The organism is Pantoea septica (assembly GCF_002095575.1).
Classification (GTDB): domain Bacteria; phylum Pseudomonadota; class Gammaproteobacteria; order Enterobacterales; family Enterobacteriaceae; genus Pantoea; species Pantoea septica.
In genome coordinates this window covers 16,143-29,753 of record NZ_MLJJ01000016.1, presented here as the reverse complement: position 1 = coordinate 29,753, position 13,611 = coordinate 16,143, and the positions used below count along the sequence as shown (strand labels likewise).

The 13,611-nt window shown below is 57.7% G+C and carries 17 protein-coding genes; 2 read left to right on the top strand and 15 right to left on the bottom strand.

Features of this window, described 5'->3' with window-relative positions:
• Positions 1–49: 49 nt before the first annotated feature.
• From trbC to HA46_RS20825, 14 genes are all read right to left on the bottom strand, one after another.
• Positions 50–490, bottom strand: a complete 441-nt coding sequence (gene trbC / locus HA46_RS10650; RefSeq protein WP_239670439.1) for a type-F conjugative transfer system pilin assembly protein TrbC — start codon at positions 488–490, stop codon at positions 50–52.
• Between the two features lie 10 nt (positions 491–500).
• The gene (gene traU / locus HA46_RS10645) at positions 501–1,505 is read right to left on the bottom strand and encodes a conjugal transfer pilus assembly protein TraU (protein WP_048786627.1); all 1,005 of its coding nucleotides are present in this window, start codon (positions 1,503–1,505) and stop codon (positions 501–503) included.
• Between the two features lies 1 nt (position 1,506).
• Positions 1,507–2,298 (bottom strand): DsbA family protein, encoded by a 792-nt coding sequence (locus tag HA46_RS10640; RefSeq protein WP_048786630.1) that lies wholly within the window; start codon positions 2,296–2,298, stop codon positions 1,507–1,509.
• 11 nt (positions 2,299–2,309) lie between these two features.
• A complete protein-coding gene (traW, locus tag HA46_RS10635; protein WP_084884183.1) occupies positions 2,310–2,960 on the bottom strand; it encodes a type-F conjugative transfer system protein TraW in 651 nt (216 codons plus the stop codon).
• Between the two features lie 32 nt (positions 2,961–2,992).
• A complete protein-coding gene (locus HA46_RS10630; RefSeq protein ID WP_084884181.1) occupies positions 2,993–3,349 on the bottom strand; it encodes a TrbI F-type domain-containing protein in 357 nt (118 codons plus the stop codon).
• 124 nt (positions 3,350–3,473) lie between these two features.
• Positions 3,474–6,080 carry a type IV secretion system protein TraC gene (gene traC, locus HA46_RS10625; protein WP_084884179.1) on the bottom strand — a complete coding sequence of 869 codons (2,607 nt, stop codon included), beginning with the start codon at positions 6,078–6,080 and terminating at the stop codon, positions 3,474–3,476.
• A 7-nt stretch (positions 6,081–6,087) separates the two neighbouring features.
• Positions 6,088–6,639, bottom strand: a complete 552-nt coding sequence (traV, locus tag HA46_RS10620; RefSeq protein ID WP_084884177.1) for a type IV conjugative transfer system lipoprotein TraV — start codon at positions 6,637–6,639, stop codon at positions 6,088–6,090.
• On the bottom strand, positions 6,632–6,796 hold the full coding sequence (locus HA46_RS20830) for an ATP-binding protein (RefSeq protein WP_143807625.1): 165 nt from the start codon (positions 6,794–6,796) through the stop codon (positions 6,632–6,634). Before HA46_RS20830 ends, traV begins: the two co-directional genes overlap by 8 nt.
• Positions 6,789–7,145 (bottom strand): hypothetical protein, encoded by a 357-nt coding sequence (locus HA46_RS10615; protein WP_084884175.1) that lies wholly within the window; start codon positions 7,143–7,145, stop codon positions 6,789–6,791. Before HA46_RS10615 ends, HA46_RS20830 begins: the two co-directional genes overlap by 8 nt.
• Positions 7,142–8,518, bottom strand: coding sequence for a TrbI/VirB10 family protein (locus HA46_RS10610; RefSeq protein WP_084884172.1), 1,377 nt, complete (start codon positions 8,516–8,518; stop codon positions 7,142–7,144). Before HA46_RS10610 ends, HA46_RS10615 begins: the two co-directional genes overlap by 4 nt.
• Positions 8,508–9,233, bottom strand: coding sequence for a TraK domain-containing protein (locus HA46_RS10605; RefSeq protein ID WP_084884170.1), 726 nt, complete (start codon positions 9,231–9,233; stop codon positions 8,508–8,510). The genes HA46_RS10610 and HA46_RS10605 overlap by 11 nt, the downstream gene beginning before the upstream one ends.
• Positions 9,226–9,798, bottom strand: coding sequence for a TraE/TraK family type IV conjugative transfer system protein (locus HA46_RS10600; protein ID WP_084884168.1), 573 nt, complete (start codon positions 9,796–9,798; stop codon positions 9,226–9,228). Before HA46_RS10600 ends, HA46_RS10605 begins: the two co-directional genes overlap by 8 nt.
• An 18-nt stretch (positions 9,799–9,816) precedes the next feature.
• Entirely contained in the window at positions 9,817–10,113 is a 297-nt protein-coding gene (traL, locus tag HA46_RS10595; RefSeq protein WP_039390120.1) for a type IV conjugative transfer system protein TraL, read from the bottom strand.
• Between the two features lie 9 nt (positions 10,114–10,122).
• A complete protein-coding gene (locus tag HA46_RS20825) occupies positions 10,123–10,452 on the bottom strand; it encodes a type IV conjugative transfer system pilin TraA (RefSeq protein ID WP_143807624.1) in 330 nt (109 codons plus the stop codon).
• Positions 10,453–10,735: 283 nt separating this feature from the next.
• Here HA46_RS20825 and HA46_RS10585 point away from each other — a divergent pair, with 283 nt between their 5' ends.
• Entirely contained in the window at positions 10,736–12,061 is a 1,326-nt protein-coding gene (locus tag HA46_RS10585) for a hypothetical protein (protein ID WP_084884163.1), read from the top strand.
• 49 nt (positions 12,062–12,110) lie between these two features.
• Here the strand turns inward: HA46_RS10585 and HA46_RS10580 are convergent, their stop codons facing one another.
• The gene (locus HA46_RS10580; protein ID WP_084884161.1) at positions 12,111–12,512 is read right to left on the bottom strand and encodes a relaxosome protein TraM; all 402 of its coding nucleotides are present in this window, start codon (positions 12,510–12,512) and stop codon (positions 12,111–12,113) included.
• A 414-nt stretch (positions 12,513–12,926) separates the two neighbouring features.
• Between HA46_RS10580 and HA46_RS10575 the strand changes: the two genes are divergently transcribed.
• Complete coding sequence (locus HA46_RS10575) at positions 12,927–13,427, top strand: lytic transglycosylase domain-containing protein (protein WP_084884159.1); 501 nt, start codon at positions 12,927–12,929, stop codon at positions 13,425–13,427.
• The last annotated feature ends 184 nt before the right edge of the window (positions 13,428–13,611 follow it).

Below are 13,611 nucleotides of genomic sequence, written 5' to 3'. Positions count from 1 at the left end.
GTTTCCGGAAAGGGTTAAGAAAGCCCGCCGCAGCGGGCAGCGGGGTCGGTCAGGGCTTTTTGCGGCAGTCGCCGCGCGTCTCGATCATGCTCAGCGCCTGATTCAGCGCGACGTTGCCGTACACGATGTCGAACTGGTCGCCGCACTTCTTCACCAGCGCCGGCACCTGCTTCACGCCGTAGCGCTCAAAGCGCACCGGATCTATCTGCACGCCGCGCACCTTATAGGTGCTGACCATGTACATCATGTACTTCGCGGTCTGCTCCATGCTGTCGCCGACCAGCCCCCGGAAGTAGACCGGAATGTCCCGGGCTTCGGCCGCCTTCATCAGAATGGCCATCTCCTTTTCGGGCACTGACGCGGACAGGAAATAGGCCGTCTCGTTTTCTGTGCTGCCGACCTGCGTGCCCTGCGGCGCGTCCTCCGCCTGCGCGGCCATCGCCGCCGTCAGCCCGGCGGCAATCAGCAGCGTGTTGCGTGTTTTCCTCATGTGTCCTCGCTTAAAGCACAACGCAGTTGCGCTTTTTCCAGATGAGATAGCCATAGTTCTTTTTGGTAGTGGGCATTTCCTTACCGGTCTGCCACAGCATCACGTTGCGCCCAAAGGGATGACAGGACGCCACGTCCGGGATGGTGTTCACCATCTGATAGCGGTAGCGGCTTTTCGGCATGATCGCGGACGGATACTCGTAGCAGACGGCGGTGTTCTGCGGCACGGTGTCCAGGATGAGCCCCTCGCGGTGCAGCTTGAAGTCCATACGCTCGGAGAGCAGCGCCCCGCTGTTGAGCCCGCTCGACTCGTTCACGATGTTGCCCGTGAACGGGTACATCGAGCCGTGCGAGCCCGCGCACCAGAACAGCGCATCAATCGGTTTGCTCACACCCGCCGCCACCGCGTCCGCCGCGCAGGCCATCTGCGCCACCGGGTTCGCAAACAGCATCACCTCCGGGTTCAGGAACAACGCCAGGTTGTCGTTCTGCCAGGTGGGGTCCAGCTCCGAGAGGTAGCCGATGTCATACTCCCCGCCCTGCATGCACATCTCCGAGGTAATAATGTTGAGCCAGGAGATCAGCGGGTACTTGTACCAGTGGACGTGATAGAAGGTGCCCGGGTGCTCATTCGCCGTTTTGGTGCCGGTGCCGGTGCCGGTGTTCGGGATGTTGATGTTGAAGCCGCCCATGTTCACCATGCAGCCGGGCGAGCGCGTCACGTCAGTCATCGCAAACGGCTCCCAGAAGCCAATCGCGATGCCCGGGCGCTCAAAAATGGGCGGCGGCGCCGGGCAGAACTGAATGGGCGATGACGGGTTTTCGGTATCCGGCAGCGATCCGGCTGAAACCTGCACGCTGCCAATGCTCATCGGGAACAGGCACTCCCAGCACACGTCGGTGATGGGGTTAACCCAGCGCCCCTCGCAGGTCAGGGACGTCTTGCCGTTGTCAGCGGCAAACGCCGGCTGGCAGACCCACATTGCGAGCGCCAGTAAAACCGTGCGCCAGGCCATATCAGCCTCCTTTCTTCACGCCGCCGCGCGCTTTTTCCACCGCCGCCTGCAGCGCCTGCAGGTCAGTCGCCCCCGGGATAACGCTGACGTTCTCAGCGGTTGCGCCCGTCACCGGCATGACGAAGAAGGCGGGCGTGCCCTGAATACCGAGGCTGCGGGCCAGCTGATTGTTTTTCTCCAGCGCCGCGCCCATCGCCTCGACCTCTTCTTTCGGCGTCGTGGTCACGCCCGCCTTCACCGCCGCCTGGCGGATGTCTTCATCCAGCAGCTTTCCTTCGTTGTGGCCGGTCGCGTAGAGCGCGGCGTGGTAGCGGTGATACGCCTCTGCGCCGCCTTTGCTGTACACTGACAGGCCAACTTTCGCCGCCTGTACCGACGCGGGCCAGCGGCTGCCAAAAATCGGCCACTCCTTATAGATGAAGCGCACGCTCGGGTTCTGGCTGATGAACTGCTCCACGGTCGGAGCCACCTTCGCGCAGTAGATGCACTGGTAGTCAAAGAACTGGATGACCGCGACGTCGCCCTTCGGGTGCAGCACCGGAGAGGTCGGATCGTTCAGCAGCCCGTCCTGCTCCTTCAGCGCCGCGCCAGCGGCGGAGGCCATCTGTTTCTCCTGCGACTGCGCCTGCAGCTTCTGGCTCATCTCAATCAGGATTTCCGGGTGCGCGCGCAGGTAGTCCGCTGCAATCTCGCCGATCTGCGCCTTCTGCGCATCGCTGAAGGCGTCGTCAGCGGCAATCGCGTGCCCGGTCAGGCTCAGCGTCAGGGCGGCGGCGAGGATGTGCTTTTTCATGTCTGGCTCCGTTAGCGGTCGGGAAGACCGAATTCAGTAATAAGGAAAAGTTTTTTTCCGGGCGCCTGCTTCACCTCTGCAGGCACCTGCGTGATGCCGAACTTTTTCGTGATGTTGCCGGTCTGGTCGAAGTAGACCCGGCTGCCGAGGGCCTCTGCGCTGTCGCGCACGTTGCCGTTGACCAGGATGACGCGTGAGGTCGTCGTGTGCGGCACCTGCTGCTTCACCCAGGCAATCTGCCGGTCGTCGTCGGCGTCGATGAAGTAAAGCGTCTCGTCAAACACCGGGATAACGTCAAACGGGTTCACCACCTGGCCTTTATGCGCAAACACCACGCCGTTCTGGTCGGCAATGTCGCGCTGCACCGTGAACGACGGATCAAACAGGCGGCTGTGCGTTTCGCGCGCGGTAGTGAGTCCCGCTACCGGCGGCGGGCGCATCGCCTCGTCCTCGGCCTTTTTCTGCATGTCCCGCTCGATGTCGGCCTGCGACCGGCCAGCAAAGTGCTCTTTCAGGTTGTCTTTCAGGACCGCGATCAGGTTGCGCTCGCGGATATCCCAGGTATCGCCGTATGTGCCCAGCTCAGCCGCGCTCGCCTGCAGGCTGAGCGTGGCGAGCAGCGCGCCGGCAGCCAGGCGCGCCAGCGAAGTTGCGTGTGTCATCGGGAGGCTCCCGTTGGGGTGATCGGACAGGGTTACTGCGGCGGGTTACCGGCCTTCATCAGCTCGGCGAGGCGTGCCTGAATCTCTGGCGTAGCGTCGGGCAGGCCAGTGACCACGGCGGGGCTCACCAGAATGGCCGCACCGTGCTCGCTGGCATATTCCGCCGTTGCGGTGGTGACGCTGCGGTCAAAGCGGGTCAGCAGCGCCTTACGCTGATCATCGTTCAGGTCCAGCTTCGCAGTCTGTCGGATAAGCGCATTAGTCGTGCCCTTCATGTCGAAGGTGACCAGCGCCGGCGGCTTCAGCCAGAGGAACCAGGCGGCCGCGCATACGCTCACGCTGAGCAACATGGATGCTGCGATACAGGCCGCGCTCTGTTTTAAGTCCATTTCAGACTCCTTTGCAGGGAATAGATAGGGATGGGTTCTTCACCCGATTAATCCAGGTAGGCCAACAGGATGCCAACGCCTACCATGAACAGATAAATAATCAGGTATTTTATGAACTTGGGGTTCAAATCTGCATCTCCTTCAGCATGTGGATGATGTCGCGCTTGTGTGCGTCGTTGTCGGCCATTTCAAACAGGATGTCTTTGATGTCCGCGCCCTCGCGCAGGCGCTTCTCGCGATAGGTAAAGTCCTCGCCTTTGGAGGAGAACAGCCCGTCGCTCAAAGGGTCGAGAATGAGGCGGTGGAAGCTGGAGAATTCCCCCACGCTCAGCAGGAACGAGCTGTAGCGCGCCTTTTTCGCCGGCGGAAACTTCCTGATCATCTCCCACTCCAGCTCGTTAAACGCGTGCGGCTCCTCCTTCTGGAAGGTGGTGAACGACTTGGCGTCCTGCATGCAGGTGAACTTGAATGAGCTGTTGTCGTAGGCCGCGAGGGCCGCCGTAGACAGGTTTTTATCGCGTATCGCCTGGGTCACCGTGCCATATGAACCGTTGTGACGGCGGGCGGTGCGGTAGCCCTCCTCGATAAAATCCTTGATTTTGGTGCTGGACCCGCCGAGCAGCTTCCAGCCCTCGTCGATGATGTTCATCTTCCGCATGCTGCGCGGCGTGGTGTACATCATGTTCTCGTTCCAGATCATGATGCTGAACAGCACCGCCGACAGCAGGTCCTGCTGCTTACGCAGGTCGCCCAGCTCGGTAACCACGAACTGCAGGTCTGGCTTCAGGGTCGGTTCGGATGAGTTGAAGAACCGGCCGTAAATCCCTTTGGTGCTGTACTTGCCGAGCAGCGTCGTGATTTCATCTATGCGCCCGCCAATCAGTGAAGAGTGTTCGCGGGTAATCGCGGCCTGTCGTTTCGTCAGATAGTCAATGACGTGGTCAATACGCATGTCCTGCTGATAGGTCGGCCACGATTCGGTGATGGCTTCCAGGATCATGGACTCGTGCACCTCGTCCAGCAGGCCGTTAGGGCTCGCCAGAATGCACAGCTGATCGCGGATGCGCTCGGCCGCCAGCGTGATATCCGTGACGTTCGCAAACGGGTTAAAGCGCAGCGAGTCACCGTTAATGTAGGTGCCGCCGAGGCTGCTGCAGGCCGCCTTGTAGGAGTCCCCGATGTCCTGCACTGCGACCGTCCCGCCCTTGTCCAGCACCGATCGCGCAATGGAGTTCGCCAGCACCGACTTGCCTGCGCCGGATGTGCCGGACATAAACCAGTTGAAGTTGGTATTCGGCAGGCTTTCGTCAAACACGTCGATAAATGCGACCTGGTTGCGGTAGCTCGGGATAAGAATGCCCGAAGCGCACAGCTTGTTGTCGCCGATGACCGGCATCAGGTTCACCGCGTGAAACGACTCCGAGCGCTGAATGCCGCCGGTCTTGCGGCAGTCGTCACGCAGCTTTTTATTCACCATCGCAAAAGGCAGCGTGGCCAGCAGGTTGCGCAGTTGCATAAAGTCGGCGCGCACGAAGCGCAGACCCTGCGCGGCAAAGGCGTTGCGCGTCTTTTCGGTATAGCGCGACGTCAGATCGTCATCGTCCGGGCAGAACAGCGTAATGCCGTAGAAGTAGCTCGTGAGCGACGTCTGATTCGACAGCAGCCGCGCGCGCGCGTCTTTCCATTCGGCATGCTGACGCGTGGTGGACGGAATGTACTTGGCGTAACTGGTGTTCACGCGCGAATCCAGCGACAGAAAACGGCTGTTGGCCTCGCCCTGGCTTTTCATCTGCTCCTCGGTGGTCAGCACCATCGTGCAGATAAACGGGCAGGGAATGCCGTTGGTCGGCGACATCAGGTCCTGAATGATGTTGCCGTTCTGCCACAAAAAGTGCTCCTGCGGATTGCGATCGAGGTTCAGGTTTACCATGCGCGCGGCAAACGGCTTGTTCTTCGCGTCGCTGCCCTCAATGCGGATATGCGAGGGCTTCACCCGCCAGGACGTGGTGCGGTCCACGAACTGCGTGCCGAGGTCGGCCGCCGGATCGTACTCGCTGTCGTAGCGCTCAAGCCGCGCCGGATCGTGGTTAAAGAACTCGCGCAGCACGCTGCTGAACTCGCTGACGCCTATGGCTGAGGACCACAGGTCGGCGGCGTTAAGCGCGTTCAGCAGGTTGCGGCGCACGTCGCGCACGCGGATCATGTCGGTTTCGCTCAGGTGCTTCACCGGCATGGCCCAGATAAAGAACAGGCGGTAGTCGCGAAGGGTCAGCGGATGGTCAAGGCCGTTGCTGTAGGTGTAGCGTGCGCCGTTCAGGAAGAAGCGCGCGGTCACATCGTTGCACTCGTCCGCCCGGTGCCCCTTCCAGGCGAAGTTTTTCAGCCCCTGCTCGACCTGCTCTTTCACCGCCCGGGAAGAAACCAGCATCACCTGCAGCGGAATATCGCGGGGGGCGACGTCGCGCAGCAGATACTCCAGGCTCTCGGCCAGCTTCTCGTTGGCGCCAATCAGCGGCTGCGATTCCACCACGAAGCCCACCGACTCTTTGTTCACCCAGATCTGGCTTTCGGAGTCGTAATCCTTGTAGGGCAGCAGGTCACGGATGTGCGGGTAGTCCATGTCCTGCAGCTTCTGGCGCGTCTCGTTCGTGGTGTCCCGCTCACCCAGGATGCCCGCCACCGTCTCCACCACGTTCAGCGGGTCAAAGCGGAAGCCTTTCAGAAATTTCATGCAGACCTCACATCAGAATGCCGCTCCAGTCGCCGTGACTGGATACGCTGTAGATGACCTCGCCCATGTGGACGTTGTTGTCGGGGGAGATGTACGGCGCAATCCAGATGCGCGCCACGCCGTCAGGGCGGCGGAACGCGGCGGCCGGCTCCGGGAAGCAGTGCGCCGCGCTGCAGTACGCGGTCTGCCGAGCGTCAGTGCGCAGCACGCCGTTTTCGCGGGTGAACGGGCGGACCCCGCCGGATGACGCCACGCGCACCGGAATGCCGTCGTTGAGGCCGCTGCGCCCCGCCTGCGCCTCCGTCTGCGGGTCCAGGCGGATGGTGCCGGTATCAATCAGGCGGTAGTCGTCCAGGCGAATGCCCGCGCCGGTGAAGCCGTTCGGCGCGGTAGCCGCTGGCGCGTTGCCGCTGCTGCCGGCCGACATATCGTCGGCCTGCGACATCCAGACCCCGGAGTCCTTAGCGGGCTTGTCGAACTCAAAGTCGCCGTTCATGCCCGCGCAGCCGCTCAGCATCACGGCCAGCGCGCTGATGATAAAAGAGTGAGCTTTAGTCATGGTGCTCTCCGTCTGCGTGTTGGTTGAGAAGGCCTTTCATGAGGGTCATGGCCAGCGTAGTTTTTCCCGCGCCGGCTTCGCCCGTTATCAGAAGATGACCAGCAGGAGCCTGGTCATCAGCAGGCTGTGTATTGCTTACATCTGTCGGGTTATTCATGGTGTTCTCCGCCAGCGCTACCGGATGACAGCGCGTCGATTTCGGTAAAGTCGATAAAGAGATCGCCGTTTTTTCCGCTGGTCCCGAGCCGGGACAGCATGCTCATGGCAAAGGCATCGCCGGGGGCAACCTCCAGCAGGCGGCGCAGCGTTTCCCCGAACAGGGCGACGTAGCCGTCGTCGGGAATGCGCCCGGGCTTGCAGTAGAGTTTTTTCACGCCAAACCCCAGCGCCTGAAGCCCCGGAATGCGGGCGTCGGCGTCGCGCCCGAAGCAGCTCACCGTCCGTTCGGTAAACACCATCCAGCCGCAGTGCTCTGCGTGACGAAGCCGGATCTTTTCGGCCGTCATTGCGCCACGCCCTGCGGGGTTGTACCCCTCGCCTGTCCGCCACTGGTCGGGGTCACAAAGTCATTCATGTTGAGGCGGGTGGCGTCACCGAGTTTGCCTACCAGATCCGGCGGCAGGCCGCTGTTGCCCTGCTCGCGCGTCTGCGTGTCCTGCTGCTGCCCGCCCGAGCGCTGCTGTTCTTTCGCGAGCTTCGCGGCCTCTTCATCCTCAATAAACTTCGCGCGGAAGCCTTCGATAAACACCACCTCTACGCGGTTCGCCGCGCCGATCGGGATGATCGGGTGATACTGCTCGGCCCGCTCGATGTAGTAGTCGGCCAGCTTGTCCGCCGCCTTGCCCACGCCGCCGCCTACGGCGCCGCGCGCCACGTCTCCGCCGCTGATTGTGCTGGTCGCGCCGATGCCGGTGACCGTCTGGCCGACCTGCGAGGCGCTCTGACCGAGACCGCCCAGCGCCCCTGCGGTGAAGGCCAGCCCGAGGATTTTGCCGTTGCGCATCACCGGCACGCCCTTGATGCCGTTCTTGCCGTAGAAGGCAACATGTCCTTTCACTGCCTGATCGACGTGCTTACCGTCGATGATGCAGGACAGGCGCTGCAGCTGAACGATGGCACGCTCGCTGGAGATGTCGCCGTAGGCTGCGGCCGTCACGAAGCAGTTATCCAGCTGCCCCATTTTGTTATTACCCGGCATGTGCGCCCTGCCCTTGAGCTTGAACTGCATCGGCACCAGGTTGTTCTCCCCGCGCACCGAGGCGTTGGCGTCTGCCCCCTCGATCACGATGGCGTCAGAGAACGTGCCGGTCGGGACCCAGAACGAGGTGTCTTTCGCTTTAGGCTCAAACTGCGAGTAGTCAAACATCTGGCTGTCGATTTGCCCCGTCTGCACCGGCGCGGGCGCAAAGGAGTATTCCGTGCGCGGCGGCGTGTAGCCCGCGCCCTGCTGCGCGGCCGGCTGAGCCTGCGGTCCGGCAGGAGGTGTCTTTTGCTGGTTCTGCTGATTTTTCAGCTGATCCATCAGGTCTGAGACGTTCTGCTGCAGCGACTTGTTGTTGTTCATCACGTCGGACATCTGGTCTTTCAGTGATTTGAAGTCTTTTTGCATGGAGGCGAGCTGTTCGCGCGCCTCTTTATCGCGGTTCTGCGCGCTGACCAGCAGCGAGCCCTGCCCGGAACCGTCAAAGGCGTTGACCACGCCCCCGCCGGTCAGATCCGGCTCGGCGGTGGCACGGTCAGGCTTGCTTTCCTGACTCCCGCTCTTTCCGGCTGCGCCCCGGTTCGCGAGGTACAGGCCGCCGATGATGATGGCAGCAGCGGCGAGGATAATGCCAAACAGCCGTCGCTGTTTGCTGCGGACCAGGCTGTTAAGGTTCATCCGGGCCTCCTTTCGTGCGGAACACCGTCACGACGGAGACCTTTGCTCCCGGCTCCAGCACGTCGAGCTGCGGGTGAAACGCCACAGCCATCACGCCCGGACTCCAGAAGTAGCGCTCGCTCAGGCGGATGCGCTGCGAGGAGAGGCTGGTAATGTCGGTACGCACGATGCGCACCCGGTCGCCCTGCCAGGCTGTCACCGGGCGCAGTGCAAACGCGCTTTTCACCGACTCGCTCACCGGCACGTCGGTGTTTTTACTCAGCACGTAGCCTGCCGGCTTGCGGTTGGTGATGAACCTTCCCACCAGGCCGCTGATAAGCGCACTGTAAGTGTCCTGCTTCTGCTCGTACTCCCGCGCCTCCTCCGTCCCCTTCACCTCACGGTTGTCTACCGTCAGACTCAGGCCGGCGCGTTTGCCCGGCGTCGCCTGTACCGAGAAGGCAAAGCCGGACGCGGTCTGCACGAACATGGTAAACGGCTTATCAGTCACGGTAGAAAACACAACCGCGCCTTCCGGCGTCGGGGATTTGGCACTCAGCACGCCCTGTGCCGCCTGCACACTGAGGATGCGATCATCGTTCACGCGCAGGTAGTTCGGGTTGTTATTGCTCACCGCCGCGTTGACGCGGGCACCAGGGTTAAGCGTCAGCTGTTCAGCACGGGCGCCAAACGCCGTCAGCAGCGCCACGGCGCTGATTAGCAGGGATTTACGCATCGGGAACCTCCAGGAAAGCGCTCCAGCAGAGACGGTTAGCACGGGTATCGGTGCGCAGGCGGTAGTGCTTCTTAACCGGCCTGGCGTCGTGCAGCCCGTAGCTCAGCTGCAGGTCGCCGGTCACGTCCACGATGCCCTTGTCCGGCCAGACGCTGACGTCTCTGGGGTAGAACACCGACCCGCCGCTGTTGCCTTTAACGCGCGAGGCTTCGTCAGCCAGCACGCCTTTAAGTGATTTCTCCGCGCCGTCGCAGGCGCCCGCCAGCAGCATTTCGTGGCTGGCCTCTGCGTTTTTGTCGGAGATGTTGAGGCGCAGGTTCAGCCACGCCAGCGCCATCAGGCGCAGGTAGCGGGCGTCGCCGCGCTCACCGGTAAAGCTGAACGGCGTGTCCGCGCCGTAGGGAACGATAATGGTCTGTTTGTTATTAAGGAGCTGATTCATCAGCGCCCGGTTATCACCGTAGATGCGCCAGCAGAGAAGAAGCGCAAGGATCGTGATAACGAGCAGCACCAGAATAGCCACGGCCATATTGCGGTTTCCCGCCGAACGCAGCTTTAATTCCATGTTGTCTCCGGAGGGGGGTCAGGCGACCCAGTGCCGTTTGTAACTGTCAGGCAGGATGCTGATAAAGAAGCGCATCACTGAGGTGGGCAGGCACCAGTACGCAAGGTTGAGAAGATACTGAGAACCGCGGCCTTTCTTGAGGTGACGAATTCCAACCACGGCGGCTAAAAGCGTGGGGCCAAAAATCCACATGTTGAGGAAAACTGCCAGCAGTGCCAGTGGCACATACAGGCAGAACTCATCAGGTGGCAGCCCCACGAACCGCTTCTGCTCGGAAAACGTAGCCGCATAGGTATACCGGTCACGTTTATCCATAAGCAGACGTTAAGCCGGAATCACGTTGAAGGCGACGTTCACGAAAACCAGCAGCGCGGCGATGCTGCCGAACAGCGCGAGGTTTTTGGTTTTGATGTAGGTGAACGCGATGAATGCAATCTCGATCACATACAGGATATACACCACAGCTGAGTTGCCGCCGAATGTATCCGTAACATCAGTTTTCGCCCCTGCGAAGTAGTCCACGGCGTGAGCTGGCATCACAGAAACAGCCAAGATCGCCAGTGCTGAAAGCAGTGCAGACTTGTTCATTTTCTTCCACGCTACCGCCCCTGCCTTGCGGCAGTAGTTTAAAGACGAAGAGAGAGAGCCCTTCATAGGTTTTTTCCTCAGTTAGGGATATAATGGTCAGTTGGTTGAACTATCATTTGTTGCTGCCTGTATGGCCTTAAGTCAAATTTCTGGCTTACCGGTTACTCCTCCTTTACAAATCTGTGGAATTGCTACAGATGCTTACGGTTTCTTAACCGGCTGACGTTTTTTTACGCTTCCGGATCGCACACTTCAATTTAAGTTATTGATCTTATTGATCAATTTAACTTATCGTTATGGTGAGAAATTTCACTTAAGTTCTTAACTGATTGAATGAGAATGAGAAATCATGCCTGAAACTGCCGATTTGGTTGTTCTTGTCGCCGATCCGGCGGGCTTTGCGGCTGAAATTTTTAAGACGAATCATGAGGCAGCCTTAACTGAGCTACTGAATAATGCCCTTCTGCATTACATGCGTGACCCGGGCTGGTTTGAGATCATCCTCAGAGAAACCCGCTTTTATGCCTGCCAGCTGGTCACCATTCCTTTACTGGCATTTATTAAAAATCGCGTCCCGGCACGACAGCTGCGTGCGGCCGCTGAACGCTCGCTTGCACAGATAAGGAATTATTCAGACGTGCCTGACCCCGCCGCCTGGATAATGATTAATGCAGATTTCCTGTCTCCCCTTCCGCGCCCATGCGTAAACCTGTGGCAGGCCCGTAAATTAAAGAACAGGCTTGATAAGGCAATATTCACTGACCCGGGTCATTTAATCGATTCTGAAAATAAGCCTGCGTCGCCCGGCTTAAAACCCACGCCCACGCCAAAGAAAGAAAGCGCATCGAAAAAGCCTGCCGCAATAAAAGACGGACCCGCTGCAGAGAGAATAATGGAGCGGGTCATGCTCGGCTGGCGTGTTAAAGATATATGTGAAGAACAGGGGTGTTCTGAATCATACGTCTATAAGCTGATTAAAAAGCGCAAGGGAAGCTCTGCAATGGATTACCGCTGGAAGCAGTGGGAGCTGATTTCAGGCATGTATCACGCAGAACCGAAGATGACGCTGGAAGAGATTGAGAAAGCCTGCGGCGTATCGCGTGCGGTTATCTACAATGCTGTCAGAAAAATAGCCGAGCGGGATGGCGCAAAGATTAATCCCCGAGAAAAAGAGAGAAAACTGACGCCTGATGACATTAAGACGATAAAGAGGAAATTAAGCGATGGCATGCTCAGGAAGCATATTCTTGCCGAGTACAACATCACAACGGAAACGCTGATAAAGTACGTTGGCACAAGCGACGACTACAGACCTGTTCCGGAAGAATTAAAAGAACATGCGGTTCGCCTGCGCGTTCAGGGAAAAACACTGCAACAGACGGCAGATATTCTCGGCGTAACTATATCAACCGTAAAGGATGCGTGGCGGGAAAAGAAAGGCTCACCCGATATTCAGGAAAAACGCGTCAAATACGATAATCGCAACGTGTTATCTAAACGCGACCGCGATCAGGCTGTTAATGCTGTTCTGCGGGACGGAATTACCCGTAAGCAGGTTTATACTCAGTATGGAATTAACGCGCTTACGCTGCGGCGCTATATCCGTGAAGCACAGAAAAGAGAACTTGAAGCATTGCGGAAGAAGGAAGCTGACTCAGAGAGTAAGGAAGAATGATAAGCTGGTTCGCCTGATGCATCAGAACTACGCATCAGGCCCAGACTAATTATTTAAAGTATTCCTGCAATTTTCCTGCAACACGTTCATTGACTGCCTTCACCCATTCCGGGTCCAGAACCATTTCATTTTTTATGACCTTTCCGGGCTCGACTGTTTCTTTCTGAATGCCAAAGATAGCGTCAGTGATAAAGCCACTGACGAGCACATTTTTAGCGATAAACTCCAGCTTCTGGTCAAGAGTCTTTTCAGAGGCATCTTTGTTTATTTTGTTTTCATAAACACGGAGGCCCAGCTTAAACATTTCCATGATAAATGCCGATCGGTTAGCTGTCTCTCGCGACTCGCCATCTTCGAGTTTTTTTCCGATATGCGCATCAACCTTCTCAATCAGTGAAAAAGGGACAGTAAGATTAACGCGATTACTTTTAGATGAATTCTGCTCTAACATATATTTTTCCTGTTAACAAGGTTATTATGCTCATCATGAACATGATGATCGGGTAACTGAATGCCTAAAGTTTCAGATAAACTATACTCTAAATTCACTGATTTCAAGAAACTATGCAGTAACAACGATATCACTTTAAAGCGACAAGGAAGGGTCAAGGCAGTTAAAATCATCATAACTACTTGATTTTAATAAAGGCACTTTGTTGTAACACCAATGACACGTAGCAAGCGCTTTTCAGTTTCTTTAAAGAAATCGTCTCTCAGACTAAATTTTCTACGATTTCTTACTAACTAGCTGATACTAAAGAAATAGATCCGCAAAAATAAATTTGCGAGTGGTGTGTAAAAACCTGACTCTTATGATATTATTGAGCCTGACATCTCCTCCGAACTTTTCAAATCAGGAGCCGCAATGCGTTTATTCACTCACGCTGCAGCCCTGCTGGCGACAGGCATTTTCTCCGCCAGCGTGAATGCGGACTGTTTTATTAAAGCCGGCGAATGGTATTCCATCGATCCGGACTATCTGCGCGCCATAGCCTGGCAGGAGTCCCGCTATAACCCGGGAGCCATTAATACCAACCGTACGAAAGATGGTAAGCCCGGCAGCAGTGATTACGGCCTCATGCAGATTAATTCGGTCACAATGCGCCGCTTACAGAAAGAGTACCCGGGCCTCAGCAAAGAAAAGCTGCTCAGCGAGCCATGTCTGAATATTTATATTGGTGCCATGCTGCTGCGCCGCAATTTCAATCAGTACGGCACAACGTGGCTGGCGGTGGGAATGTACAACGCGGGAATGAAAAACCTGCCGGTAACCGTAACGAACCGCTATAACTATGCGATGCTGATTGATAAACATTACAAGGCCATCAAAGCAGGCACGATCCCGCGAAAGGCTTTCAGCGGCTGACAGACTTTTAAACTGACAAAGCGCGCAACGCATCTTTATCTTTCTGCGTAGGATTATTTTAAAGACAATAACGAAGCCAGGCCGCAGAATTACCCGCCCCGGCTCAATGCCGGGAATGGGCAACAGGAACAACGCTTCTTTTTTCTCACGTCAGGCCCGTTCCGCATATCGCACCGGTTTATAT

Excerpts from the sequence above, each read along its gene's own strand:
- trbC (WP_239670439.1), bottom strand. The coding sequence starts at position 490 with ATGAGGAAAACACGCAACACGCTGCTGATTGCCGCCGGGCTGACGGCG.
- traU (WP_048786627.1), bottom strand. The coding sequence starts at position 1,505 with ATGGCCTGGCGCACGGTTTTACTGGCGCTCGCAATGTGGGTCTGCCAG.
- HA46_RS10640 (WP_048786630.1), bottom strand. The coding sequence starts at position 2,298 with ATGAAAAAGCACATCCTCGCCGCCGCCCTGACGCTGAGCCTGACCGGG.
- traW (WP_084884183.1), bottom strand. The coding sequence starts at position 2,960 with ATGACACACGCAACTTCGCTGGCGCGCCTGGCTGCCGGCGCGCTGCTC.
- HA46_RS10630 (WP_084884181.1), bottom strand. The coding sequence starts at position 3,349 with ATGGACTTAAAACAGAGCGCGGCCTGTATCGCAGCATCCATGTTGCTC.
- traC (WP_084884179.1), bottom strand. The coding sequence starts at position 6,080 with ATGAAATTTCTGAAAGGCTTCCGCTTTGACCCGCTGAACGTGGTGGAG.
- traV (WP_084884177.1), bottom strand. The coding sequence starts at position 6,639 with ATGACTAAAGCTCACTCTTTTATCATCAGCGCGCTGGCCGTGATGCTG.
- HA46_RS20830 (WP_143807625.1), bottom strand. The coding sequence starts at position 6,796 with ATGAATAACCCGACAGATGTAAGCAATACACAGCCTGCTGATGACCAG.
- HA46_RS10615 (WP_084884175.1), bottom strand. The coding sequence starts at position 7,145 with ATGACGGCCGAAAAGATCCGGCTTCGTCACGCAGAGCACTGCGGCTGG.
- HA46_RS10610 (WP_084884172.1), bottom strand. The coding sequence starts at position 8,518 with ATGAACCTTAACAGCCTGGTCCGCAGCAAACAGCGACGGCTGTTTGGC.
- HA46_RS10605 (WP_084884170.1), bottom strand. The coding sequence starts at position 9,233 with ATGCGTAAATCCCTGCTAATCAGCGCCGTGGCGCTGCTGACGGCGTTT.
- HA46_RS10600 (WP_084884168.1), bottom strand. The coding sequence starts at position 9,798 with ATGGAATTAAAGCTGCGTTCGGCGGGAAACCGCAATATGGCCGTGGCT.
- traL (WP_039390120.1), bottom strand. The coding sequence starts at position 10,113 with ATGGATAAACGTGACCGGTATACCTATGCGGCTACGTTTTCCGAGCAG.
- HA46_RS20825 (WP_143807624.1), bottom strand. The coding sequence starts at position 10,452 with ATGAAGGGCTCTCTCTCTTCGTCTTTAAACTACTGCCGCAAGGCAGGG.
- HA46_RS10585 (WP_084884163.1), top strand. The coding sequence starts at position 10,736 with ATGCCTGAAACTGCCGATTTGGTTGTTCTTGTCGCCGATCCGGCGGGC.
- HA46_RS10580 (WP_084884161.1), bottom strand. The coding sequence starts at position 12,512 with ATGTTAGAGCAGAATTCATCTAAAAGTAATCGCGTTAATCTTACTGTC.
- HA46_RS10575 (WP_084884159.1), top strand. The coding sequence starts at position 12,927 with ATGCGTTTATTCACTCACGCTGCAGCCCTGCTGGCGACAGGCATTTTC.